A 25,438-nucleotide genomic window follows, 5' to 3' on the forward strand; every position below is an offset into this window, starting at 1 on the left:
GTAAAAATGCTGTTTTTTTCTATAATTATTAGTGATAAACTAAAATAAGTATAACACGATTGCTGGCCCAGGTGGTAATAAAAACGGGGTATGGCCAGAGCAGAGGAGGACATATGACAAAAAAGAAACTGCGCTCTGCAGCGGTAATCCATTTGGGGTCTGAAAATATTACCATGCAGATTATTGAATATACAACATTAAACGATATCCGGGTAGTGGATGAGGTCCGGCACCGGGTACGGCTGGGGGAGGAGGCTTTCCAGACCCGGAAAATCTCTTTTGGCACTACCCGGCAGATTGTGGAGATTCTCCAGGGCTACCGGCAGCTGATGCGGGACTTTGGGGTGACGGACTATATCCTCCAGGCTACCACAGCGGTGCGGGAAGCCCAAAACCAGCAGTTCTTCCTGGATCAGGTCCAGATCAAGACGGGCTTCCAGATTGAAGTGGTGAATATGTCCCAGGAAATCTACACCAAACTGGCTTCCCTGGTGCGCACCATTGGGGTGGAGGACGAACAGAGCTTGCCCCGGGACGGCATTCTTTTAGCGGATATTTCTTCCGGCGGGCTGGGGCTGACCCTGCTGAAAAACCGGGAAATCCGCTTCCAGCAGAACCTCCATGTGGGGCTGGTGCGAATGAAGGAACAGTTTACCCGGAACGAGCGGTCCAGCAGTCATTTTGAGCGGGCCCTGAACGAATATATCCATGCCCGGCTGGTGGCCGTGGCAGAAGAACTGGCCAAGGAAGATATTGTGACCCTGGTGCTGACCGGTACGGAAAGCCAGTCCCTGTTCGATATGTTTGCCCAAGCGGCTGGGGGGCATGAAATCCCCTCCTTTACGGCCGAACAGGTGGAAGAATTTTACCAGCGGATCCACCGGCTCAGCGAAGCCCAATTGGACAAACTGTTTAAGCTGGACCGGGAAGAAGGGGAAACGGCCCTGCCGGCTACCGCCCTGTGCCGCCAGCTGATGCAGCTGTCCGGGGCCCGGCAGGTGATTATGCCCCAGGATCGGTTCATTGATGGCATGAAGATTCTCTATATTGCCCGGCAATTGCAGGATCCCTTCCTTCAGGCTATGGAAGAACTTCAGATGAGTCTGGTGCGCAGCATGGGCAGCCGCTTCTACTATGATGCACCCCACGCTGCCTGGGTGGAAAAACGGGCCAGCCAGCTGTTTGATGTACTGGCTCCGTCCCAGGGCCTGACCCAAGTGGACAAGGTGCTGCTGCAGACGGCAGCCTACCTGCACAATATCGGCAAGTACGTGTCCCTGCGCAACTACAATGTGTACAACTACAATTTGATCAGCACGGCGGATATTCTGGGCTTTAGTGAGGAGCAGTGCCGGATTGTAGCCCAGATTACCTACCTGTACACCTTGAACCGGCCGGAGCTCCAGGGCTCGGATATCCTGCCTCTGGCGCCCCAGATTACGCCCCAGGTAGCCAAACTGGCCGCCATTCTTCGGGCAGCGGATTCCCTGGACGTCAGTGGCAAACAGAAAATCAAAGACTGCACCATGTCCATCAAGGGGGATGAACTGAAGGTGACGGTAAAAAGCCGGGAAGATTTGGCGTTGGAAGAATGGACGTTCAGCCGGAGGGGCAGTTTCTTTGAGGAAGTCTTTGGACTGCACCTGGTGCTGGAGAAAGCGGGGAGTGGAAAATGATAACAGCTTTAAATAAACCGGAATACTATGTCAATCGGGAACTCAGCTGGCTGAAATTCAACCTGCGGGTACTGAAGGAGGCTGGGGTAAGAAATCTGCCCCTGCTGGAGCGGCTGCGCTTTGTGGCCATTTCTGCCTCCAACCTGGACGAATTCTTCATGGTCCGGGTGGCCGGGCTCATTGACCGGCTGGAAGCCGGGGACGAACGGCTGGATGCGGCTGGCCTCAGCGTTTCCGACCAGCTGCGGCAGATTTCCCTGGCGGCCCACAACGAAATGAAATTAAAGTACCGCTACTTTTTTGCCCTGCTCAATGAGCTGGAAAAGTACGCCGTCAAGTTCCGCCGGGTAAAGGATGTAACCCCGGCCCAGCGGGAAGAACTGGAACGGTATTACCAGGATATGGTGTTCCCGGTGCTGACCCCCATGGCGGTGGATGCGGCCCGGCCCTTTCCGTTCCTGGCCAACCGTTCCCTGAACCTGGCCATTGAACTGAAGAACAAGGACGGAGAACAGCGAATTGCCTTTATCCAGGTGCCTTCTGTATTGCCCCGTTTCATTTCCCTGGAAGAAGAAAATAATGCCCGGAGCTTTGTGTTCCTGGAAGATTTGATCATGGCCCACTGCCAGGACCTGTTCAAAGGCCTGACCATTGTGGATATGGTTCCCTTCCGGATTACCCGGGACTCGGACCTGGAAGTGGAAGAAGATGCCACCCAGGACCTGATGAAGGAAATCGAACGGTCCCTGCGGAAACGGAAAAGAGGGGCGGCCGTCCGGCTGGAAATCAACCCCACGGACAGCCAGTTCCTGCAAAAATTCCTGATGCAGAACCTGGAACTGGACCGGGACGATGTGTACGAAATCAAGGGCCCTCTGGACCTGACTTTCCTCAATAAGTTCATCGACCTGCCGGGGATGGAACAGTGGAAATTTTCCCCGTATACGGCCCAGCAGCCGGAAGAACTGCCGGATTATGAGGACCTGTTTGGCAAAATCCGGGAGCACGATATCCTGCTCCACCACCCCTATGAAAGCTTTGACCCCATTGTAAAACTCCTGGCCACGGCGGCAGAGGACCCGGCGGTCCTGGCCATCAAGGTAACCCTGTACCGGGTCAGCGGCAATTCGCCCCTGGTAGCGTCCCTGGCCCGGGCAGCAGAAAACGGCAAACAGGTTACGGCCCTGGTGGAACTGAAGGCCCGGTTTGACGAAGAAAACAACATTGTCTGGGCAAGACGCCTGGAGCAGGCCGGCTGCCACGTTATCTACGGACTCATGGGCCTGAAGACCCACTCCAAGATTATCCTGATTGTCCGGAAAGAAGCGGACGGCATCAAGCGGTATGTCCATCTGGGCACCGGCAACTACAACGACAAGACGGCCAAGCTGTACACGGACCTGGGCCTCTTGACCTCCAATGACCAATTCGGCCAGGACGCTTCCAGCTTCTTTAACGTCATCAGCGGCTATTCGGAGCCTCCGGCCATGAACAAGCTGGTGATGGCACCCCTGGGCCTGAGAGAAAAGATGAATGAACTGATTGAGCGGGAAATCGCAGTGGCCAAAAGAGGGGGAGAAGCCCACATTGTGGCCAAGATGAACTCCCTGATTGACCAGCCCATTATCCAGAAGTACTATGAGGCCTCTCAGGCCGGGGTGAAAATCGATCTGATTGTCCGGGGTATCTGCGGCCTGAGACCGGGGATTCCCGGAGTCAGCGAAAACATCACCGTCCGGTCCATTATTGGCCGGTTCCTGGAACACAGCCGGGTGTACTATTTTGCCAACGGCGGGGAAGAAGAACTGTACCTGTCCAGTGCGGATATGATGCCCCGGAACCTGAACGACCGGGTGGAACTGCTGTTCCCGGTGGAGCGGCGGGTCCATATTGACCGGATCAAGAGCTTCCTGGACCTGTGCCTCAGGGACAATGTAGGGGCCCATGTTATGCTCTCCAATGGCACCTACCGCCGGGCTTACCCCCACGGCAGACAGAAAATCAGCGTGCAGGCGGCCCTGATGAAGCGGGCCAAGGACAATGCCCCCAAAAAGGAAATGCCCATGGAACAGCGGCTGAAGCCCATGTACCATAAGGAAAATGTATAGCAGGAAACCTTCCAGGAGCTGCACCCCCGTTGGTGCAGCTCTCTTTTTGGGCCAGAAGCGCCTGGAGCGGCCGCCTGGGGCAGTACCTCTATTCTTTTGACCAAAAAATGTGATATAATGTCCCCATCATAGAAAGAGGTGCGAAACAAGCTATGGCAATTCAAAGCGTAACACTTAACTACGAAGGCCATTACGGCTATTTGGATTATAACGAAGAAACCAAGGAGATGACGGTCTTCATTCCCGACGCGGAAGAAGCGGCCCAGCGGGTCCGGGACTTCCTGGCGGAACCCAAGACCATGGAAGTTCCCACAGATGAATGTACCTACCATTTTGGACCGGTAACGGTGGATGCCAAAAACAGCTGGCAGGAATGTGAACAGGTGCTGACCCGTCTGTGGGTACATACAGGTGTTTTGGTGGAATGGAGCATGCCGCCCCGTATGACCAACGATTTATGAACTTATCCACAGAGTTATCCACTATAAGCACTGTGCCTGTGGAATCAGTGGATAACTTCTGGGGAAAATGTGGAAAAGTCCCTGGGCTCTTATTCACAGGCTGTGGATAAAGCCTGGGGAAAGTTTGTTTTCCCAGAGGGAAATTGACCTGCAAAAAGGGAAACAAACCTGAATGATTTTGGGAAAAAGCCCCGCTGTATGCGGCTTTTGGCCACTTTTCCTTTTGCCCTGTACGGGGCCGGAAAAAGGGCTGGCGGCGGGCGCCTTTATCCACAGCGGGGGTTTGGCACTGTGGATAAAGCTTGTGGATAACCCGGTGGAAACTTGGGGAAAACAGCAGATAAACAGTGAAAAACCGGGCTTGCCCGGGAATCAAATACCAGCAAGGAGGCTGTATTGTGGCAGATCGTTTTTATGAATTAAAGGTAGCAGGACTTACCCGGCGTCTTCCGGTAATCAACATTTCTTCTACCCTGGCTATTGCCGGCTTTGTGATTTTGGGAGACGTGGAAATGGTGGAAAAAACTGCGGAGGCCCTGGCCCAAAAGGTGCCGGCCGACGTGGATGTCCTGATGGCGGCAGAAACCAAAGGGATTCCCCTGGTCCATGCCATGGCCCGGATCCTGAAAATGGACCGGTATGTGGTGGCCCGGAAATCCATAAAAGCGTATATGGAACATCCTTTGGTGGTGGAAGATGAATCCATTACCACCCAGGGTAAGCAGATCCTCTGCCTCCAGGACGAAGATATTGATCTGGTCCGGGGCAAAAAGGTCCTGCTGGTAGATGACGTAATCAGCACCGGGGGCTCCATGAAAGCCCTGGAAGAGCTGGTGGACCATGCTGGCGGCAAAGTGGTGGGCAAGATAGCCATTTTGGCTGAAGGGGATTCCATTGGCCGGGAAGATATTACGGTGCTGGCCAACCTGCCATTGTTCCCTGCGGAATAAGGCCGGGCATTGATTTGTAAAGAAGCATACAACAGAGCAGTTCTTTTGGGAATTGCTCTGTTTTTTTTAACCTTTTCCTAGACGAACGGTGGGCTTTACTATAAAATAGTAGTATTATATCGTTCGGGAACAAGGGAGGAAAAGAAGTTGAAAATTGTTGATCTGCTGAAAAGTCCTAAGATTTGTGTATCCTGTGAGTTGTTTCCTCCAAAAAAAGGAAATGACCTGAAAAATGCTTTGAATATTGTTCATACTATTGCGGACCATGGCGTTGATTATATGAGTGTGACCTACGGCGCCGGTGGTTCTGCGGTGGGCAAGTCCGTGGCCCTGGTAGGAGAAATTGAACGCTGCGGGGTGCCGGCCCTGGCCCACCTTACCTGTGTGGGGGCTACCGAGGATCGGATTGAAGGGGTACTGGACAGCCTGAAGCAGGTCAACGTGGAAAACGTGCTGGCCCTGCGGGGGGACAAGCCCCAGGGTATGGACGCCATGCCGGAAGGGGCGTATGCCCACGCCAGTGACCTGGTACGGAAAATCAAAAGCTACGGGGATTTCTGCGTAGGCGGCACCACTTATCCGGAAGGCCATCCGGAAGCTGCCAGCCTGGATGAAGACCTGGAGCATACGAAAATCAAGGTAGAAGCAGGCTGTGATTTTCTGGTAACCCAGATGTTCTTTGAAAACAGTATGTTCTACAACTTCATGTATCGGCTGCTGGCCAAGGGCATCCAGGTGCCAGTGGTGGCGGGCATTATGCCGGTGACCAACGTAAAGCAGATTGAACGGATTTTTACTTTAAGCGGCACCCCGGTGCCGGCTTCCCTCCGGGCTATGGTGGAACGCTTTGCAGACCATCCGGAAGCCCTGAAACAGGCAGGGATGGCCTACGCCATCGGCCAAATTGTGGACCTGATTGCCAATGGGTTTACCAATATCCACATCTACACCATGAACAAGCCGGAAATCATCGGCGGCATCCGGGACAATTTGTCGGAAATCATCAAGTTATAAGAAGGAGAACCTATGGGGGAGTTACGGATCCGGTTTGATGAAAAGGAAGCCCTGCGCTACTTTGGCGCCCGGCCCGGGGACCAGCAGGCTCAGGCTACGGTGGACCGGGCGTTTTTGCAGCTGCGCAACGAGGTGCAGCCCCGCTCTGTGTGCCAGAAATGGAACTGCCAGGTAATCCAGGAAGCAGAAGGCCGGCCGGGACGGGTGGTCCTGGAAGGGGGCACCGAATTTATCAGCTCGGGGCTGGCCCGGCATCTGACGGGCTGCACGGCGCTTCTGCTGTTTGGGGCTACCCTGGGGCCTCGGGTGGATACGGGGCTGAGACGGATCAGTGTCCGCAGCATTGCCGAGGGGGCTGCAGCCCAGGCTGTGGCGGCGGCTCTGATTGAAACCTACTGTGACGACCAGGAAGTGGTTTGGAAAAGTAAGCTGCCCAGCAGCTATACCTACCGGAGCCGGTTTTCCCCGGGCTATGGGGATTGGGCCCTGGAGGAGCAGGAAAAAATTTTCCGGCTGCTCCACTGCGCTAAAACCATTGGCCTGACCCTTACCACCGGGGGCATTATGGCTCCCACCAAATCGGTTACGGCTGTCATTGGCATTGATGAAACAGGAAAGGAAAGCGGGGAAGAAACCGCTGCCTGCGGCAAAAAAAGCAAGTGCAGCAGCTGCAGCAACGTGACCTGTCCTTTCCGTCAGGAGGAACTATGAAATTTCAGGAAGCATTATATACGAAGCGTTTGTTTTTTGACGGAGCCATGGGTACCATGCTTCAGGAAGCTGGTCTTAAACCGGGGGAACTGCCGGAAACCTGGAACCTGCTTCACCCGGAAAAGGTCCAGGCCATTCACCGGGCCTACGTCCGGGCTGGGGTGGATATTCTAAAGACCAATACCTTTGGGGCCAACGCCCTGAAGTTTGGGCCGGAACACGGCACCCCCAACGTGGAAGAACTGGTCCGGGCGGGGGTGGAAAATGCCCGGGCTGCTTTTGCGGCGGAAGGCCGGGAAGGCTTTGTAGCCCTGGACCTGGGGCCTACGGGCAAGCTGCTCCAGCCCTTTGGGGACCTGCCCTTTGAGGAGGCGGTGGCCCTGTATGCCCAGCAGGTGAAAGCCGGAGCGGCTGCGGGAGCGGACCTGATCCTGATTGAAACCATGAGCGATGCCTACGAAGCCAAGGCGGCCATGCTGGCGGCCAAGGAAAATGCGGACCTGCCCTTTGTGTGTACCTTTACCTTTGACCAGGATGGGAAGCTCCTAAGCGGTGCCGACGTAACGGCGGCCCTGGCCACGGCGGAAGCCCTGGGGGCTGCGGCTGTGGGCTTTAACTGCGGCCTGGGTCCGGACCAGCTGATCCAGCTGGTGCCCCAGGCCCTGCAGGCCGTGGATATTCCGTTAGTTATGAATCCCAACGCCGGACTGCCGGTGGAGGAAAACGGCCACACGGTATTCCATATTGGGCCGGAGGATTATGCGCCGCTGATGGTGCCCGTGGCAGAGCTGGGAGTAGCTGTTTTGGGCGGCTGCTGCGGCACCACGCCCCAGCATATTGCCCAGCTGGTGGCAGCCTGCCGGGATCTACCCCTGCCCCCCAGGAGAAACAGCGCCCCCAGCGTCATTGCCGGCTATGGCAGTGCCGTGGGCTTTGACGGTATGCCCGTCATCATCGGGGAACGGATTAACCCTACCGGGAAACCCCGGCTGAAGGAAGCCCTGAAAAGCGGAAATATGGACTACGTATGCCAATTGGCCCTGGAACAGCTGGACAAGGGGGCCCAGGTCCTGGACGTGAACGTAGGGGTCCCCGGGGTCAACGAACCGGAACTGATTGAGCGGGTGATTGTGACCCTCCAGTCCATTACCTCCGTGCCCTTGCAGATTGATACCTCTAATATTGAGGCCATGGAACGGGGGCTGCGCATCTATAACGGCCGGCCGCTCCTCAACTCCGTAAACGGCAAGGCCGAGAATCTGGCAGAAGTGCTGCCGCTGGCGGCCAAATACGGGGCAGCTCTGGTGGGGCTGTGTCTGGACGAAAACGGCATTGCAGACTCTGCCGCAGGGCGCCTAAAGGTGGCGGACAAGATTGTCGGGGAGGCGGAAAAGGCCGGCCTCCGGCCCCGGGATATGCTTCTGGATCCTTTGGCCATGACTATCAGTACCGGCGGGGAAAATGCCCAGATTGCCCTGGCCGTAATCCGGAACCTGAAAAGCCGCCAGCTGAAAACGGTGATGGGGGTGTCCAACATTTCCTTTGGGCTGCCCAGCCGGGATGCGGTAAACAGTGCCTTCTTCTCTCTGGCTATGGAAGCCGGGCTCAGTGCCGGTATCATCAATCCCAACAGCGGTGCCATGATGCAGGCCTACTACGCCTACGGGGCTTTAAGCGGTTTGGACAGCGGCTGCAAGAAATATGTGGAATACTTTGCCGACCTGCCCCAGGTGACCCTGGCCTCCAAAAGCCAAAGCACCGGGAAGGCAGCAGCCGCCGGCAGTCAGGAGCTGGCCCTGGACGAAGCCATCATCAGGGGTCTGCCCAGTGTGGTGGAAAAGGACGTAAACCAGCTGTTGGCGGACGGCAAGACCGCCCTGTCCATTATCAACGAATGGATGATTCCTGCCCTGAATGTGGTGGGAGAGCAGTTCGAAAAGAAAAAGCTGTTCCTGCCTCAGCTGCTGGTCAGCGCAGATGCTGCCAAAGCCGGCTTTGAGATCTTAAAGCAGTCCCTGAAGACCGGGAACGCCAGCGAAGACGGGGAACCCATTGTGGTATGCACGGTAAAGGGGGACATCCACGATATCGGCAAGAATATTGTGAAGGTGCTTCTGGAAAACTATGGCTACCGGGTTATCGACCTGGGCAAGGACGTGCCGCCGGAAAAGGTGGTGGCGGCTGCCGTGGAAAATGGCGCCAAACTGGTGGGGCTTAGCGCCCTAATGACTACAACTGTCAGCTCCATGGCAGAAACCATCCGCCAGCTGCGGAAAGCCCTGCCTGGCTGCAAGGTGATGGTGGGCGGCGCCGTCATGACGGAAGAGTATGCCAAGAGCATCGGGGCCGACTTTTATGGGGCCAATGCGGTGGCCAGCGTCCACTATGCCAATGCCCTGTTTGGCAAAAAATAATAGTTGGATAGCTATAACATTCCGTGTTACTATAATACATATTTACAGCTTTTATGCATAAAAAATCTAACCAGAAAGAAGATGCAAAACAATGAAAAGACCTTTGATTGGTGTATCCGGCAGCCATATGGTGGATGACCATGGCACCTTTGCCGGGTACCATCGGGCCTACGTGAACGATGACTACATCCGGTCCGTAGTGGAAGCAGGCGGCGTGCCTGTAATCCTGCCCTTTACCCAGGACGCAGAAGCGGTGGCCGAAATGGTGGCCCGGGTGGACGGCGTACTTTTTAGCGGCGGCCAGGATGTGTACCCCCTAAACTACGGGGAAGAACCCTGCCGGCAGATTGGTCCGGTGTGGCCGGAACGGGACACCTTTGACCAACTGCTGTTTCAGGAAGCCCAAAAGCGGGGCATTCCCGTGGTGGGCATCTGCCGGGGCCTGCAAATTGTGAACGTGGCCCTGGGCGGCACCCTGTACCAGGACCTGAGCCTGGACAAGAATTCCTACGTAAAACATTCCCAGAACCAGGACCCGGCTACGGCTACCCACACCGTGGAAATTGCCGAAGGCAGCCGGCTAAGCCGTATCCTGGGAAAAACGGAGTGGGTCACCAATTCCCACCATCATCAGACCGTTCACGCGGTGGGCAAGGGCCTTACCGTAACGGCCCGGGCCAAGGACGGCACAGTGGAAGCGATGGAAGGCACGGAGTATCCCTACCTGATGCTGTACCAGTTCCATCCGGAAATGATGTCCATCAACAATGGGGATGCCAAGAAATTGTTTGCTGATTTTATTCATGCTGCAGAGGGGAACAACTAACATGGAAGACAAAAAAGTAAAATTCGGTCTGTCCAGCATTGTGCTGCTGGGCATCAACGGAATCATCGGCACCGGGATTTTCCTGCTGCCAAACCGGGCCTACGCCCTGATGGGGCCCGCCAGCTTGGGCATCCTGCTGTTTGACGCCTTTCTGGCTGGCTGCCTGGCCCTGTGCTTTGCAGAGGCTTCCGGCTTCTTTACCCGCAACGGCGGTCCGTATCTGTATGCCAAAGCCGCTTTCGGCGACTTCTGGGGCTACGAGGTGGGCGTTTTGAAACTGGTGGTCACCATCATTGCCTGGTCCACCATGGCCGTAGGCTTTGCCACTGCCTTGGGGGCTGCGTTCCCTGCGGTTTCCGGGAACTTTGCCAAAAATGCCATTGCAGCTATTCTGATTGGCGGCCTCAGCGCCCTGAACATTGCCGGCGTCAAGACTTCCAAAATTCTGAACGATATTATGACCATTTCCAAATTGGTGCCCTTAATTGCGTTTATTGCCATTGGTATTTTCTTCATCAACGGCGCCAATTTCACGCCTTTTGTCCCGGCTCACGTGGAAGAAGGGGCCTTTGCCAATGCGGCCATTACCCTGTTCTTTGCCTACACTGGTTTTGAAGCCATTGCTGTAGGGGCTGAAGACTTCAAAGATCCCAAAAAGAACCTGCCCCGGGCCATTATCCTGACCATGATTATCGTAACGGTTATCTATATGCTGGTACTGGGCATTTCTATCGGTATCCTGGGACCCAGCCTGGCCACGGATAAGGCTCCTATCCAGGACGCCTTTGGGAAAATCCTGGGACCTGTGGGTTCCTACTTTATCCTGATCGGGACCCTGCTGTCCATGGGCGGCATCAACATGGCGGAATCCTTCATCGCTCCCCGGGCCTGCACGGCCCTGGCTGAAGACGGCATGCTGCCGGAAGCCCTGAGCAAACGGACTCCCTGGGGTACCCCGTACGTAGCCAGTATCTTCATTGCGGTTTGCAGCATCCTGCTGGCCTGGAGCGGCAGTTTTACCACCCTGGCGGCCATTTCCGCCGTATCCCGTTTCACCCAGTACCTGCCTACGGCTTTGGCCGTTATCGTATTCCGGAAGAAATGGGCCGACCGGGAACGGAGCTATACCATTCCTGGGGGTATCTTGATTCCTGTAGTGGCCCTGGTGACCAGCCTGTGGATGCTTTCCAACGCCAAACCCATGCAGCTGGTTTGGGGTCTGGGCGGCTGCCTGGTAATCCTGCCCTACTACTTCGTCTATGCCAAAAAGAAGAAAATGGGCCTGATTCCGGAGCAAAAGGAAGAGTAAGACTTGCTCTTTTGGGAATTACCCGATACAATGTAAGAAAGTGGGTGTGTAAAACTCGTTTTTACACACCCTTGCTTTCGGTAAAACGGAAGGCTCTGCCCAGTTGGGCAGAGCCTTTTGATATGCTTATTTTTTTTGCAGGGAGGAAAAGTATGGGTTTGGTGAAAAAATTGCTGGCACCCCCTAAGGGGCACAAGCTGCTGTTTGACAACCAGAGCCTGCTGCACCTGTTCCTGCCGCTGGTCTTGGAGCAGCTCCTGGTGGTGCTGGCCGGTTTTACGGATTCCTTGATGGCAGCGGCCTTGGGGCAGGCCGCCGTATCCGGGATTTCTTTGATTGATAATATTATGCTGCTGCTGATTATGGTCTTTGTGGCCCTGGCTACCGGCGGCGCCGTCATTATGGGCCAATACCTGGGCCACCGGGAACCGGAGCGGGCCAAAGAGGCTGGGCGGCAGCTGGTATGGCTGGTGGGAGCCATTTCCCTGGGGCTCATGGCCCTGTTCTACGCCTGCCGGCCTCTGATCCTGTACAAGCTCTACGGCAGCAGTGACCCGGAGGTACTCTCCAGTGCGGACTCCTATCTCAAGGTTATCGGGCTGTCCATTCCCTTTGTGGCCCTGTTCCAGGCAGGCAGTTCTGTTTTCCGGACCGCCGGCAATACCAAGTTTCCCATGCTCATTGTGCTAGGTTCCGATATTTTCAACGTGTTTGGGAACTATACGGCTATTTATATACTGGGTTGGGGCGTGGCAGGGACGGCTTTGTCCACCGTAATCAGCCGAATCCTGTCGGTATTTGTGGTGCTGTACGGGGCCACCCACGCCAAGTTTTCCCTGACTTTGCCGCCGCTGCTCAAGGTGCGGCCCAATTGGGACCTGATTCGCCGGATGCTCCGGGTGGGCATTCCCTTCAGCGTGGAAAACGGGCTGTTCCAGCTGGGGAAAGTGGTGGTGGTCAGCATTGTCACCACCTTTGGCCTGAACGCCATTACGGCCAACGCCGTAGGCACCGTGTTTACCAACTTTCAGGTACTGCCGGGGATTGCCATGAACGCCGGCATGACCACTGTGGTGGCCCGCTGCCTGGGGGCCGGGGACGTTCCCCAAAGCAAGTACTTTACACGGAAGATAATTTGTCTTATTATGATGACAAACCTGGGCACCAGCCTTTTGAGCTTTGCGGCCTGGCCCCTGATTCTCTTTATCTACCAGTTCCCCAAGGAAACCATGGACCTGGTATGGGAAATCATGTTCTGGCACGGCACCCTGGAAACCCTGATCTGGCCCTTTGCCTTTACCCTTCCGGTAACCTTCCGGGCGGCAGGAGATGCCCGCTTTGCCATGGTGGTGGGCGTGGCCAGCATGATGCTCATGCGGGTGGGCGGCGCCTATGTGCTCTGCACCTACTGCGGCACCGGCATGTTCGGGGCGTGGATTTCCATGTTCCTGGACTGGGTGATCCGGGCCCTGATTTACGTGCCCCGTTATCTCAAAGGTACCTATTTGAAACATAAATTGATTTAAGTTTGCTGTTTACACGAAAGGAAAAGTATGACCGTTGCAAAGATTTTGAAGAAACCCAGCCTGGACCGGGCAGACCTTAGTGCCCTGATTGGCACCCTGGAACCCCAGGAGCGCCAGGCCCTGTACAATGCGGCCTATGCAGTGAAAGCCAAAGAAGTGGGCCGGGTGGCCTATTATCGGGGGCTTTTGGAGTTTTCCAACCAATGCATCAAAAATTGCCTGTACTGCGGCATCCGCCGGGACAACACCCAGGTGGAGCGGTTCACCACCAGCCGGGAGGATATCCTGGCCATGGCCAAATGGGCTTACGACAACCGGTACGGCTCTCTGACTCTCCAATCCGGAGAGCGGCAGGATGAGGAATTTACCAAAGAGGTGGAAGACCTGATTCATGCCATCAAGGACCTGTCCCACGGAGAACTGGGGCTGACCCTGTGCGTAGGGGAGCAGTCCCCGGAAACGTATCAGCGCTGGTTTGAGGCCGGCGCCCACCGGTACCTGCTGCGGATTGAAACCAGCAATCCCCGGCTGTACGCCACCCTGCATCCCCAGGACGGGCACCATGAGTGGAGCGTCCGGAAGCATTGCCTGGAAGTTCTCCGGGATATCGGCTATCAGGTGGGTACCGGGGTGATGATTGGTCTTCCCGGCCAAACCACCGACGATTTGGCGGACGATATTCTGTTCTTCCGGGATATGGACATTGATATGATTGGCATGGGGCCCTACGTGGTCCACCATGAAACTCCCTTGGGCAAGCAGGTTATGGCTGCCGGGGAAAACAGCAAGGAAGCCCAGCAGCGCCGGTTCCTTTGGGGCCTCAATATGATTGCGGCTACCCGGCTGCTGCTGCGGGATGTAAATATCGCCGCCACCACTGCCCTCCAGGCCCTCCATCCTTTGGGCCGGGAGCTGGGGCTCAAGGCCGGGGCCAATATCCTGATGCCCATTGTGACGGTGCCGGAATACCGGCCCCAATACCTGCTCTACGACAACAAACCCTGCGTGGAGGATTCTCCGGACCAGTGCCGGAACTGCCTCAGCGGCCGGGTGGCGTCCGTGGGAGACCGGGTAGGCTTCGGGGAATGGGGCGATTCTCCCCATTTTTACCATGAACATAAAGACAAAAGAGCTGCCGCGCTTTAGCGGGCAGCTCTTTTGCTATTTTAAGACGTTTTGGGGTTTAGAAGCAGACCTTGTTGGGGTTCAGGATCAGGTTGGGGTCAAAGACTTCCTTGATGCCCTGCATCAGGCGCATGGAAGTATCTCCCAGGGATTCCGCCAGGTATTGGACCTTGCCGAAACCAATGCCGTGTTCCCCGGAAATCTGGCCGCCCAGCTCGGTGCATTTGGCGTACAAGAGGTGCATGAATTGGTCAACCGCCGGCCGGAACTGTTCCAGGGGCATATCGTTGGCGCAGGTGTAGATGTGCAGGTTGCCGTCCCCGGCATGGCCGAACATCTTCACTTCAAAGGGGAAGTCCTTTTGGATTTCCTTGATGTACAGCACAAAATCCGGAATCTTGGAAATGGGAACTACCACGTCGCATTCGTCCAGCAGGCTGAACTGTTCTTCAATGCCTTCCAGGAAGGAAGAACGGGCTGCCCAGGTCTTTTCTAGGAACATGGGGGTGTCGGCTACCAGTACGTCCAGGGCACCGGCTTCCAGCATCATTTCAGCTCCCTGTTCCACCAGTTCGTCCAACTGGTCGTTGCTGGCGGCGTCCAGGGTAACCAGCAGGTAAGCACCCACTGCCTGGCCTTCCACTTCCTTGGGGAAAACGGATTTGCCCAGGTAGGCTTCGGAAGATTCCAGAATTTCCTTTTCAAAGAATTCCAGGGTCTGGGGATTCAGGGCGGACCGTTTGATGGCCGGTACGGCACCGATGCCGTCCGCCAGCTCAGCAAAAGGAACAATCAGGGTGGTGTGGGCCTTGGGCGGAGCAATCAGCTTCAGGGTCAGCTCCGTAATGATGCCCAGGGTGCCTTCGGAGCCCACCATCAGGTTCAGCAGGCTGTAGCCGGAAGACGTTTTGGAAACCGGGCTGCCCAGGTGCAGGATTTCCCCGGTGGGCAGAACCACCGTCATGGCTTGGACATAGTTCCGGGTGGTACCGTATTTTACGGCTCTCATGCCGCCGGCGTTGGTGGAAACGTTGCCGCCCAGGGTGGCAAACTTTTCGCCTGGATCCGGAGGATAGAATATACCGTGGGCCAGGGCGTCCTTGGACAGTTCATCCAGCAGTACCCCGGGCTGTACCCGTACGTTCATATTTTCTTCGTCGTAGCCCAGAATCTGCTTCATCCGGGTGGTGCACAGCACCAGGCCCTGCTGGACCGGCGTGCAGCCGCCTACCAGGCCGGTGCCGGCGCCCCGGACGGTAACCGGGATGTGGTTGGCGTTGCAGAGCTTCATGATGGCGGAAATTTCTTCCGTGCTCAGCACATCAATGGTGGCTTCGGGCATACCGATGCCGTAAATGGGCATATCATCATGGGCATAATCAGGATTGATGTCTTCTCCTACAATAACGCGGTTGCCGGAAATCTCACGCAGCTGCGCAAGAATCTCCGGAGTGATTGGTTGATATTGAATCATAACTGGAAACCTCCCCTTTGTTTAACACAGGTGAGTTTAGTATAATCAATTTCTATTTGATATACAAGTAATTGACAAAAAAATCAAAAGAATTCGCTAACTATTTTCTATAGGTCTATAACCGTTCGTTATAGACCACAGCGGCTGGCCGGGTTGGCCGGCCTGTGGTATAATGAAAAGGCAGCCTTACAGGATCTGCCGTAAATCAGCCAGGAACCTCCCCGGAGGTTCTTTCTTTTTTTGCTGTCCGTACAGTCCCGGCATTGTTCCAATAAGAAAATTCTATGGATTGTCTGTGACTAACCGGTCATGGTATGATAAGACAGTAAATGTGTGAAATTTTGCCAGGAAAGGACGTTGGTGAACGATATGCTAACCCAGAGAAAAAAGAGAAACCTGTGGCTGGGCCTGGCCCTTTTGGGCAGCTTGAGCCTGACCTGGGTGCCGGGCTCTGCTGCAGCCCAGCAGCCTGCGGCCGGAGAAAAGAGGCAGGCGGAAGCCGCCGTCAGTCCGGAAAGCCAGAAGCAGCCTGCTGCTGGACAAAAGGCTGGCAGTCAGGAAAAGACCGGGACAGAAGGGGATTCTGCCACTCAAAAAAGAACTATGCCCAGCAATGTTCCTGTAAAAACGGAACCTATCCGGAAAGTCCGGGAGGTAAACTTTGTCATCCAGCATGGGCAGCTGGTCAGTGAAGCCATTGGCGATGTGGACGGGGACGGCGTGGAAGAAGTGGTGGACCTGATGGGGGATCCGGTGGTGGACAAATCCAGCTACATGGGAAATATGTACGTGATTGTCCGGGACCTGGATTCCACCAAGGTGAAATATTATATCCGTCCCCAGGATCTGGGGGGCTACAATGCCTACCTGACCCTGTCGGACGTAACGGGTACCGGCTGGCCCGACGTCATTATTGCGGCTCCCAGCGGCGGTCCTGGGGAGACGGTGGAATACCGGATCCTGGACTTTAGCGGCACCAAGCCGGAAGAAGTGTTTACCGCAGCAGACAACCGGGGAGTGACCATGGTGGGCACCTATCTGCCGGATTATAAGGTGCGGCTCAGTTTTCCCAATCTGACCCAGGACGTGGAACTGGACCTGGCCTCCCAAAAGGATGCCTACCGGAGCCTGAACGTGTACGGGGCGGACGGCTCCCTGAAAAGCTCCGGCCTGCGGCCCCTGCTCCAGAATATCAGCCAGCTGAGCACCCTGGATGTGGACGGGGACGGGGTGGACGAACTGGTAACCCTCCAGAAGGTGATGGGCGTGGACAGCGACCAGCCCCTGGGCACTGTGCGCACGGTCTGGGGTTACCGGGCCGGGGTGTGGCAGCCCTGGAACGTCAGCTTCCGGGCGGAACTTTACGCCAAACCGGCCTACGAAAATACCGATAAGATTACCGGTACCGGCGGCTACGAAATCACAGATCTGAAGGTGGGCACGGACACTGGGGAGGTAGAATATCCCCATTTCCAGAAACTGGACGGCAAGATTGCCTGGCGCATCAACAATAAAATAGAAACCTTTGTCCGGGACCGGCTGCGGGAAGCGGTGTTCGGCACCCGGCTGAACCTGACCTACGAGGTGAAGTATACGGGCCGCAAATATGCCAGTGTCATGCTGCTGGGGCTGCTGTCCGACCGGGACCGGAGCCAGGTCATCAGCCGCAGCTTCAACTTCAACTTGACCACCGGAGAGGAAATTCCCTTAAAGGAACTGGTGCGGCCCTGGTACGGCTTCTGGAATATGGTGAAGAAGGAAGGCCAGGCCAAGGGCATTGCAATCACCGAGGATACGCTGACCGGCTACTATTACGATGGCAGCGTGTTGGGGCTCCTGGATGGGAACCGGAAAGAACTGGATATCCCCGAGGAAAAGGTGCTGCCTTTTCTGGCAAAAAATCGTATCGGAGAAGAATTTTTGACTAGCCAGTCAAATGAAGGATCCGTGAAAAAACTAGGGAAAATCAGTGAAAATAAGGAGAAAAACGGCAATTAACAGATTTGAATCTAGAAATTGCATAAGATATAATATACAAGGTTTTCTATAAGTATTCCATAGAATGCAATTTGCCGAAGAGGGCAGGATTTAGGAGGATTGTTCATGTTAGGAAAGAAAAAAGCGGTATCCGTGGGGATGGCGCTCCTGCTGTTATTGGGCGTCGCCGGCTGCGGCCAAAAGACAGCACCTATGGGTGGAGCCGTGGACGTAAAGTCCATGCAGGTCATCAAGCGGGATACTCCCATCAAGTATGAGTACACCGGCTTTGTGGAAGCAAAGAACGCGGTGGAAGTAAAATCCAAAGTTACCGGCACTATTGTGCAGAAACTGGTCAACGGCGGGGACGAAGTGCAGGCAGGACAGCTGCTGTACGTTATCGATCCCAGAACCTACCAAAACTCCGTGCTGAATGCCCAGGCCAACTTGGCCAACGCCCAGGCAACCCTAAGCAATGCGGAAAAGGATGCCTACCGGTACCAGACCTTGTACGAACAGGGCGCCGTTTCCAAGCAGACGGCTGACCAGTACAACACGGCGCTGGCCCAGGCCCAGGCCAATGTAAACGCCCAACAGGCCATCCTGGCATCTTCCCAGGTAGATGTCAGCGATACCCAGATTGTGGCTCCCTTCTCCGGCAAGATTGATACCAATCCGCTGGCGGAAGGTGCTTTCGTAACGGCCAGCTCTACGGTGCTCACCACCATTTCCAGCAGCAACCCCATGTGGGTGCGCTTCTCCGTTTCGGAAAGTGACTACCTGGATATGATGAAGGGCAACCTGAACAACGCAGGCAACCTGACGGATGTGACCCTGACCCTAAGTGACGGTACGGTCTATCCGGAAAAAGGCGTGGTCAGCCAGGTTGACCGGGGCGTCAGCGATACCACCGGTACCCTGACCCTGAAGGCTGAATTCAACAACCCCAACAACCTGCTGCTGCCGGGGATGTTCGCCAACATTTCCCTGGTGGGCTCCACCGTTCCCAACGCCATCCTGATTCCTCAGCGGGCCGTAACGGACGTAATGTACAAGCACTTTGTGTACGTCATCAACTCCGACAATACGGTAAGCATGAAGGAAGTGCAGCTGGGCGCACGGGTCGGCAAGCTGTGGCTGGTTAAGAGCGGCTTGGACGGTACCGAAAACATCGTAGTAGAAGGCATTCAGAAGCTGCAGCAGGGCGCCAAGGTAAATCCCACGCCTATGACGGAAGCTGACCTGGATACCACCGATACAGACAATTCAACTGCTGCAGGCAGTAAAGCATCCAACAGCAGCGCAAAATAAGGGGGAGGTAAAGGAAAGTGGCAAAATATTTTATTGATCACCCCGTATTCGCCTGCGTTATTTCCATTATCATCGCCCTGATCGGCATTATTTCGGCCTATAACCTGCCTATCGCCCAGTATCCCCAGATCTCCAACCCGCGTATCAGCGTAGTGGCCAACTACGTAGGCGCCAACGCGGAGGTTGTGGAACAGTCGGTAGCCCAGGCCATTGAAAAGAAGGTCAACGGCGTTGAAAACATGGTCGACATGCAGTCGGTCAGCGATAACCAGGGTAACTACACCCTGAACGTAAAGTTTGAATTGGGAACGGACCCGGATATGGACTCCGTTAAGGTGCAGAACCGTGTGGCCCAGGCCAATGCGTCCCTGCCCAGCGAAGTAACCACCTATGGTGTTACCACCAGAAAACAGTCCGCCCAGACCATCATGTATTTCTCTTTGACTTCCCCTAACGGGACCTATGACACCATGTTCTTGAAAACCTATGGTGCCACCCAGTTCGTGGATGCCTTAAAGAGAGTCAAGGGCGTTTCCGACGTCAGCGAGTACGGCCCGGAACTGTCCATGAGAATTTGGTTGGATCCTATGAAGATGGCGCAGCTGGGGGTAACCGCAGCGGATGTCCAGTCCGCCATCCAAAGTCAGAACATCCAGGCCCCGGCAGGTTCCATTGGTGCCCGGCCTACGGAAAAGGACCAGGAATTCCAGTATTCTGCCCGGGTTAAAGGCCGTCTGACCACCGCGGACGAATTCAAGAACATCGTTATCAAAAATAATAACGGCAACCTGCTCCGGGTAAAAGATGTAGCCCGGGTAGAGTTTGGTCCCCGTGACGACAGTGTCGTCAGTAAGATGGATGGCATGAACGCCATGTCCTATGCCATCAGCCTGAACACCGATGCCAACGCCCTGGAAACCGTGGCTGGCGTCAGAAAAGTGCTGGCCGAAGCCCAAAAGAGCTTCCCGCCGGATATGGAATTAAACATTGTGCAGGATAACACGGACTATGTACGTGAATCCCTGAAAGAAGTGGTTATCACCCTGGTAGAAACCCTGGTACTGGTAGTACTGATTACCTGGGTATTCCTGCAAAGCTGGCGGGCTACCCTGGTGCCCACCCTGGCCATCCCCGTATCCCTATTGGGTACCTTCGGTTCCTTCATCATCTTTGGTTTCAGTATCAATACCCTGACCCTATTTGCCTTGGTGCTGGCCATCGGTATCGTAGTAGATGATGCCATCGTAGTGGTGGAAGCTGTAGAACATAACGTGGATGCCCTGGGGATGAGCCCTAAGGAAGCCACCTACACCGCCATGCGGGACGTATCTGGGGCCATTGTGGCCACCGCCTTCGTGCTGCTGGCCGTATTCCTGCCGGTAGCCTTCCTGGGCGGCACCACCGGCGTACTGTACAAACAGTTCGCCCTGACCATTACCGTGGCGCTGACCATTTCCGCTGTGGTAGCCATGTCCCTGAGCCCGGCTGTGTGCGCCCTGGTGATCCGTCCCAAGAAGGAAACGGACAAGAACACCTTCCTGGGCAAGATGTTTGGCTACTTCAACCGGTGGCTGGAACGGACCACGGGCAAATACGTGAACAACGTAAAACGCCTGCTGCGCCATTTCCGGGTAGGCCTGTGTGCTCTGCTGGTGGTCTTCGTACTGATCGGTGCTTTCTTCAAACTGATTCCTTCCGGGTTCGTACCGGATGAAGACCAGAGCTTTACCCTGATGACGGCAACCCTGCCGGAAGCCGCCTCCACTGCCCGGACCATCAAGGCCACCAATGATTTGGCTGCCCAGGTACGGCAGATTCCCGGTGTAAAGCATGTCATGCAGATTGTGGGCTTTGATGCCCTGTCCATGGCCCGGAAGTCCAACGCCGCCATCATGCCCGTAAAACTGGAAGATATCCAGAACCGGACCACCGATGATCTGAGCGTTTACTCCATCATCAATAAACTGAACGGCGTAGGTGCCAAAACCCCTGCTGCCAACGTTATGGCCTTTAACGAAGCCGTACTGCCCGGCATGTCCAGTACAGGTAACCTGAGCCTGTACATTATGGACACCACCGGCCATGATACGGATGTAATGGCCAGCGATGTGCAGACCATCCTGGGCAAGCTGAACCAGCGCCCGGAAGTGTCCCATATGTACACCACGTTCACCAACAATACCCCGGCCCTGCAGTTTGAAGTAGACCGGGCCAAAGCAGAAAGCTTGAACGTACCGGTATCCAGCGTGTTTACCACCCTCCAGGCTTTCCTGGGCGGGGACGAAGTCAACGACTTTAACCTGCTGGGCCAGACCTGGAAGGTTGTTATCCAGGCAGAACCCCAATACAGAGGGGACACCAAGAGCTTTGCCAATCTGTACGTAGCCAGCAATTCCGGGAACCTGGTTCCCCTGAGCGCGTTGGTAAAATCCAAGGAAATGGTGGCCGCGCCTGCCATTACCCGGTATAACGGTGCCCGGGGTGCCAAGATCGCAGGTTCTCCTGCTTCCGGTTACTCCACCGGCCAATCCATGGCCGCTGTAGAAGAAGTGCTGAACAGCCAGCTGCCTTCCGGCTACACCTACGAATGGATCGACCAGAGCCGGGATGAAAAGTCCGCCGGCAACTCCTCCTTCATCATGTTCGGGATTTCCCTGGTATTCGTTTACCTGTGCCTGTCCGCCCTGTATGAAAGCTGGACCCTGCCGCTGGGCATCATCTTCGCCGTACCTTCCGCTGTAATGGGGGCCGTTGGCTTCCAGTACCTGCGGGGCCTGCAGAGCGATATCTACATGCAGATTGGGTTGATCGTGCTCATTGGTCTGTCGGCCAAGAACGCCATCCTGATTGTGGAATACGCCAAGATGAGAGTGGACAACGGCTGGGCCATTATGCCCGCCCTGATCGATACCGTACAGGTTCGTCTCCGTCCTATTCTGATGACCGCCTTCTCTACGGTTATTGGTGCTGTGCCTCTGGCCTACGCCAGCGGCGCAGGTGCAGGCAGCCGTACTTCCATTGGTACCGCCATTATCGGTGGTATGATGGCTTCTACGTTCCTGTCCCTGTTCCTGGTTCCTGTATTGTTCCTGACCATTGAAAAGGTCTTCCATCCCAAGACGCCGGTTGGCTCTGTGGATGATGAAATTCCCAGTGATCAGCTTTAAGTTATGAAAAATGCCTCTCCTGCCGGCTGGCAGGGGAGGCATTTTATTTTCCGCCTTTTGGTGGACAAAGCCCGGAAAGTCCAAGGAGAACGGAATGGGCTAACAGATGAAAAAAATATCCGAATGGTAATGTAATATTTAACAAATTCATTCAGAAATTCTTTGCAATTTTCGAATGAAACGTTTATAATAGGTACCATTCTGATTAGTGTAAGGGTGAGTGTACGTGAAAAGAACAAATGTAACACCAAATCTGCTCAAACAGGTGTGGCACCTGACCCGAAGCTATTGGCGCAGTGAGGAAAAGAAAAAAGCCTACCTGCTCCTGGCAGCCATTCTGCTGCTGACCCTGGGTGTGGTGTTTATGCTGGTGCTGCTGAACGAATGGAACAATGCCTTCTATACGGCCCTGCAAGACTATCAGACGGAAGAAATCTTCCATCAGCTGAAACGTTTTACCGTTTTGGCCTTTATTTACATTATTTTGGCCGTTTACGCCTATTATCTCCAGCAGGTACTGATTCTGCACTGGCGCCGGTGGCTGACGGGCCGGTACATTGATGCCTGGCTCCAAAATAAGACCTATTACCGGCTGCAAATGTTCGGGAAAGATATGGATAACCCGGACCAAAGAATCAGTGAGGACGTGAACCTGTTCGTCACCGATACCCTGGGCTTTTTCGTAGGCATCATCAAGGCGGTGTGCACGCTGCTGTCCTTCGTGGTGATTCTCTGGCAGCTGTCCGGACCCTTTTCCTTCCAGCTGCTGGGCCGGACCTGGCAGGTTCCCGGGTATATGGTTTGGGTGGCCGTGGCCTACGCTGTAGTAGGCACCTGGCTGACCCACCGGGTGGGGCACAAACTGGTAGCCCTGAATTTCCTCCAGCAGCGCCGGGAGGCAGATTTCCGTTTCAGCATGATGCGGATGCGGGAGAACGCTGAAAGCGTAGCTTTCTATCATGGGGAAGAACAGGAAGGCCGGGTCTTCAAAAACCGTTTTACCCTGCTGCTGGAAAACTTCTGGAAAATTGTTTTGAAGCAGAAGCAGCTGGTGTGGCTGAATTCCGGGTATTCCCAGATTGCCATCATCTTTCCCTTTGTGGTGGCCATTCCCCGCTTCCTGCGCCGGGAACTGACCCTGGGCGGGCTGATGCAGGTGGCTACGGCCTTTGGCCGGGTCCAGGATGCCCTGTCCTACTTTGTGGATATGTATACTTCCCTGGCCGCCTGGCAGGCCGTGGTAGAGCGGCTTACCAGTTTTGAGGCCCATATGGAGCTGGTGCAGGCGGCGGGCAGTGCTTCCCAGCTGGTCCAGGGAAGCTCCCCGGATGCAGCGCTCCATATCAAGGACCTGGAAGTGGACCTGCCCAATGGGCAGCCCATTCTCCAGGGGCTGAATCTGACCCTGGAGCCGGGGAAAAACCTTTTGATTCAGGGCCTCAGCGGCAGCGGGAAAAGCACCCTGCTGCGCTGTCTGGCCGGTCTCTGGCCCTTTGTGAAAGGGGAAACGGACTTGCCCCCGGGCAGTACTGTCATGTTCATTCCCCAGCGCCCCTATTTGCCGTTAGGCACCCTGCGGGATGCCATTCTGTATCCCGGCACCAGGGACCTGCCCGACGCCCACCTGCGTCAGGTACTGGCGGAGTGTCAAATTGGCTATTTGGCCAAGCACCTTTTGGAAGAAGGGGACTGGGCCCACGTCTTTTCCTTGGGCGAGCAGCAGCGGCTGGCTTTTGCCCGGATTTTGATCTACCAGCCGGCCTGGCTGTTTATGGATGAATCCACTTCGGCCCTGGATGAGGAAACCGAAGCCCGGATGTACCAATTGCTGGCAGAGAAGCTGCCGCATACCACCGTTATCAGTGTAGGACACAGAAGTTCCCTGCTTCAGTTCCACCAGCTGGTCCTGCATTTGGATAAAAATAAAAAAGAAGCAACGCTTCAGGCAGCGCCTGCTGCCCAAGACTGCCGCACGGCAGAATTTTGATGGGGGGAAACACCGATGAATATTGAAACCTTGAATGCCATTGATTCCTTTGTCTGGGGACCACCGCTTCTGGTGCTGCTGGTAGGTACCGGTATTTTCCTCAGCCTGCGCCTGCACTTTCTCCAGATTTTCCGTCTGCCCCGTTCCCTGAAACTGATTTTCTCTGCAGAAAACCAGGGCGAAGGGGACATCGACAGCTTTAAGGCCCTGTGCACGGCCCTGGCTGCCACCGTGGGCACCGGGAACATTGTAGGGGTAGCCACTGCCGTGAAAGCCGGCGGCCCCGGCGCTATTTTCTGGATGTGGATGGCCGCCTTCTTTGGCATGGCCACAAAGTACGCAGAAGGCTGCCTGGCGGTAAAATACCGTACCGTGGATGATAAGGGTATGATTTCCGGCGGGCCCATGTACTACATCGAAAATGGCCTGGGCAAGGCCTACAAGCCCCTGGCTGTGGCCTTTGCCTTCTTTGGGGTACTGGTGGCCTATTTTGGCATTGGTACCTTTGCCCAGGTAAATTCCATTGTGGAAATTACCCAGCTGAATGCCGGCATTCCTGTAGTGTGGACGGCCGTGATTCTGACCATTATCGTAGCCGGGGTTACCTTGGGCGGCCTTCAGAGCATTGCGGAAGCTGCTTCCAAAATTGTGCCGGCCATGGCTGTTATTTACTTGGCTTCTACCCTGGGTATTTTGGTAATCTTTGCGGACCGGATTCCTGCCGCCATTGTGGAAATCTTGACCGATGCCTTTACGCCTACCGCGGCTGTCGGCGGCTTTTTGGGCGCCAGCGTGCTTTTGGCCATGCGCAGCGGCGTAGCCCGGGGCGTTTTCTCCAACGAATCCGGTTTGGGCTCCGCACCTATTGTGGCTGCCGCAGCCAAAACCAATTGGCCGGCAGAACAGGGTCTGGTTTCCATGACAGGTACCTTTATTGATACTATCATCATCTGCACTCTGACCGGTTTGGTGATTGTCATCAGCGGCCAATGGACAACCGACCTGAACGGGGCGGCCTTGACCAACGCAGCCTTTGCCCAGGCGTATCCCACCTTTGGGGGCTACCTGCTGATGGTGGGGCTGGTGCTCTTTGCCTTTACTACCATTTTAGGCTGGAACTATTATGGGGAACGCTGCATGGAATACCTGGTGGGGACCAAGGGTATTATGCCCTACCGCATCGGTTTTATCATCCTGGTAGCGGCCGGGGCCTTTGTAAAACTGGAAGCCATCTGGATTTTGGCCGACATTGTAAACGGCCTGATGGCCATTCCTAACCTGATTGCCCTGCTGGGGCTGTCCGGGGTGGTTGTGGCGGAAACCAAAAAGTACAACCAGCACGTCAAGGAACAAAAACAGAAAAAAGCTGCCTAAGGGCAGGGGCGTTCGCCCATAAAAAAAC

The 25,438-nt window shown here is 55.3% G+C and carries 17 protein-coding genes; 16 read left to right on the forward strand and 1 reads right to left on the reverse strand.

The window, feature by feature from the left end:
- Nucleotides 1–113 precede the first annotated feature (113 nt).
- The 11 genes from C7E10_RS07960 to hydE all read left to right on the forward strand — a co-directional run bounded on the left by C7E10_RS07960 (nt 114) and on the right by hydE (nt 14,141).
- A complete protein-coding gene (locus C7E10_RS07960) occupies nt 114–1,676 on the forward strand; it encodes a Ppx/GppA phosphatase family protein (protein WP_105326792.1) in 1,563 nt (520 codons plus the stop codon).
- The gene (locus tag C7E10_RS07965; protein WP_105326793.1) at nt 1,673–3,784 is read left to right on the forward strand and encodes an RNA degradosome polyphosphate kinase; all 2,112 of its coding nucleotides are present in this window, start codon (nt 1,673–1,675) and stop codon (nt 3,782–3,784) included. Before C7E10_RS07960 ends, C7E10_RS07965 begins: the two co-directional genes overlap by 4 nt.
- 152 nt (nt 3,785–3,936) lie before the next feature.
- Nucleotides 3,937–4,245: a hypothetical protein gene (locus C7E10_RS07970; protein WP_105326794.1), complete on the forward strand. Its 309-nt coding sequence runs from the start codon at nt 3,937–3,939 to the stop codon at nt 4,243–4,245.
- Nucleotides 4,246–4,643: 398 nt separating this feature from the next.
- Nucleotides 4,644–5,195 carry a phosphoribosyltransferase family protein gene (locus C7E10_RS07975; RefSeq protein ID WP_105327417.1) on the forward strand — a complete coding sequence of 184 codons (552 nt, stop codon included), beginning with the start codon at nt 4,644–4,646 and terminating at the stop codon, nt 5,193–5,195.
- Between the two features lie 147 nt (nt 5,196–5,342).
- Complete coding sequence (locus C7E10_RS07980; RefSeq protein WP_105326795.1) at nt 5,343–6,209, forward strand: methylenetetrahydrofolate reductase; 867 nt, start codon at nt 5,343–5,345, stop codon at nt 6,207–6,209.
- 12 nt (nt 6,210–6,221) lie between these two features.
- Nucleotides 6,222–6,920 carry a vitamin B12 dependent-methionine synthase activation domain-containing protein gene (locus C7E10_RS07985; protein WP_105326796.1) on the forward strand — a complete coding sequence of 233 codons (699 nt, stop codon included), beginning with the start codon at nt 6,222–6,224 and terminating at the stop codon, nt 6,918–6,920.
- Entirely contained in the window at nt 6,917–9,334 is a 2,418-nt protein-coding gene (locus C7E10_RS07990; protein ID WP_105326797.1) for a homocysteine S-methyltransferase family protein, read from the forward strand. Before C7E10_RS07985 ends, C7E10_RS07990 begins: the two co-directional genes overlap by 4 nt.
- 91 nt (nt 9,335–9,425) lie before the next feature.
- On the forward strand, nt 9,426–10,160 hold the full coding sequence (locus C7E10_RS07995) for a gamma-glutamyl-gamma-aminobutyrate hydrolase family protein (RefSeq protein ID WP_105326798.1): 735 nt from the start codon (nt 9,426–9,428) through the stop codon (nt 10,158–10,160).
- Between the two features lies 1 nt (nt 10,161).
- Nucleotides 10,162–11,469 (forward strand): APC family permease, encoded by a 1,308-nt coding sequence (locus C7E10_RS08000; protein WP_105326799.1) that lies wholly within the window; start codon nt 10,162–10,164, stop codon nt 11,467–11,469.
- Between the two features lie 152 nt (nt 11,470–11,621).
- Nucleotides 11,622–12,995: an MATE family efflux transporter gene (locus C7E10_RS08005; RefSeq protein WP_105326800.1), complete on the forward strand. Its 1,374-nt coding sequence runs from the start codon at nt 11,622–11,624 to the stop codon at nt 12,993–12,995.
- 27 nt (nt 12,996–13,022) lie between these two features.
- Nucleotides 13,023–14,141 (forward strand): [FeFe] hydrogenase H-cluster radical SAM maturase HydE, encoded by a 1,119-nt coding sequence (hydE, locus tag C7E10_RS08010; protein ID WP_105326801.1) that lies wholly within the window; start codon nt 13,023–13,025, stop codon nt 14,139–14,141.
- Nucleotides 14,142–14,178: 37 nt separating this feature from the next.
- Here hydE and C7E10_RS08015 read toward each other — a convergent pair whose 3' ends face one another.
- The gene (locus C7E10_RS08015; RefSeq protein ID WP_105326802.1) at nt 14,179–15,594 is read right to left on the reverse strand and encodes a D-lactate dehydrogenase; all 1,416 of its coding nucleotides are present in this window, start codon (nt 15,592–15,594) and stop codon (nt 14,179–14,181) included.
- Nucleotides 15,595–15,963: 369 nt separating this feature from the next.
- On the opposite strand from C7E10_RS08015, the gene C7E10_RS08020 reads away from it, so the two are divergent.
- The 5 genes from C7E10_RS08020 (at nt 15,964) to C7E10_RS08040 (ending at nt 25,410) form a co-directional block, all read left to right on the forward strand.
- Entirely contained in the window at nt 15,964–17,592 is a 1,629-nt protein-coding gene (locus C7E10_RS08020; protein ID WP_370450894.1) for a YybI family spore inner coat protein, read from the forward strand.
- A gap of 105 nt (nt 17,593–17,697) precedes the next feature.
- Nucleotides 17,698–18,882, forward strand: a complete 1,185-nt coding sequence (locus C7E10_RS08025; protein ID WP_105326804.1) for an efflux RND transporter periplasmic adaptor subunit — start codon at nt 17,698–17,700, stop codon at nt 18,880–18,882.
- A 17-nt stretch (nt 18,883–18,899) separates the two neighbouring features.
- Nucleotides 18,900–22,049, forward strand: a complete 3,150-nt coding sequence (locus C7E10_RS08030; RefSeq protein WP_105326805.1) for an efflux RND transporter permease subunit — start codon at nt 18,900–18,902, stop codon at nt 22,047–22,049.
- 226 nt (nt 22,050–22,275) lie between these two features.
- Nucleotides 22,276–24,036: an ABC transporter ATP-binding protein/permease gene (locus C7E10_RS08035; RefSeq protein ID WP_105326806.1), complete on the forward strand. Its 1,761-nt coding sequence runs from the start codon at nt 22,276–22,278 to the stop codon at nt 24,034–24,036.
- 15 nt (nt 24,037–24,051) lie between these two features.
- Nucleotides 24,052–25,410, forward strand: coding sequence for an alanine/glycine:cation symporter family protein (locus C7E10_RS08040; RefSeq protein WP_105326807.1), 1,359 nt, complete (start codon nt 24,052–24,054; stop codon nt 25,408–25,410).
- The last annotated feature ends 28 nt before the right edge of the window (nt 25,411–25,438 follow it).

Source organism: Acidaminococcus hominis (genome assembly GCF_900291475.1).
Lineage (GTDB): Bacteria > Bacillota > Negativicutes > Acidaminococcales > Acidaminococcaceae > Acidaminococcus > Acidaminococcus hominis.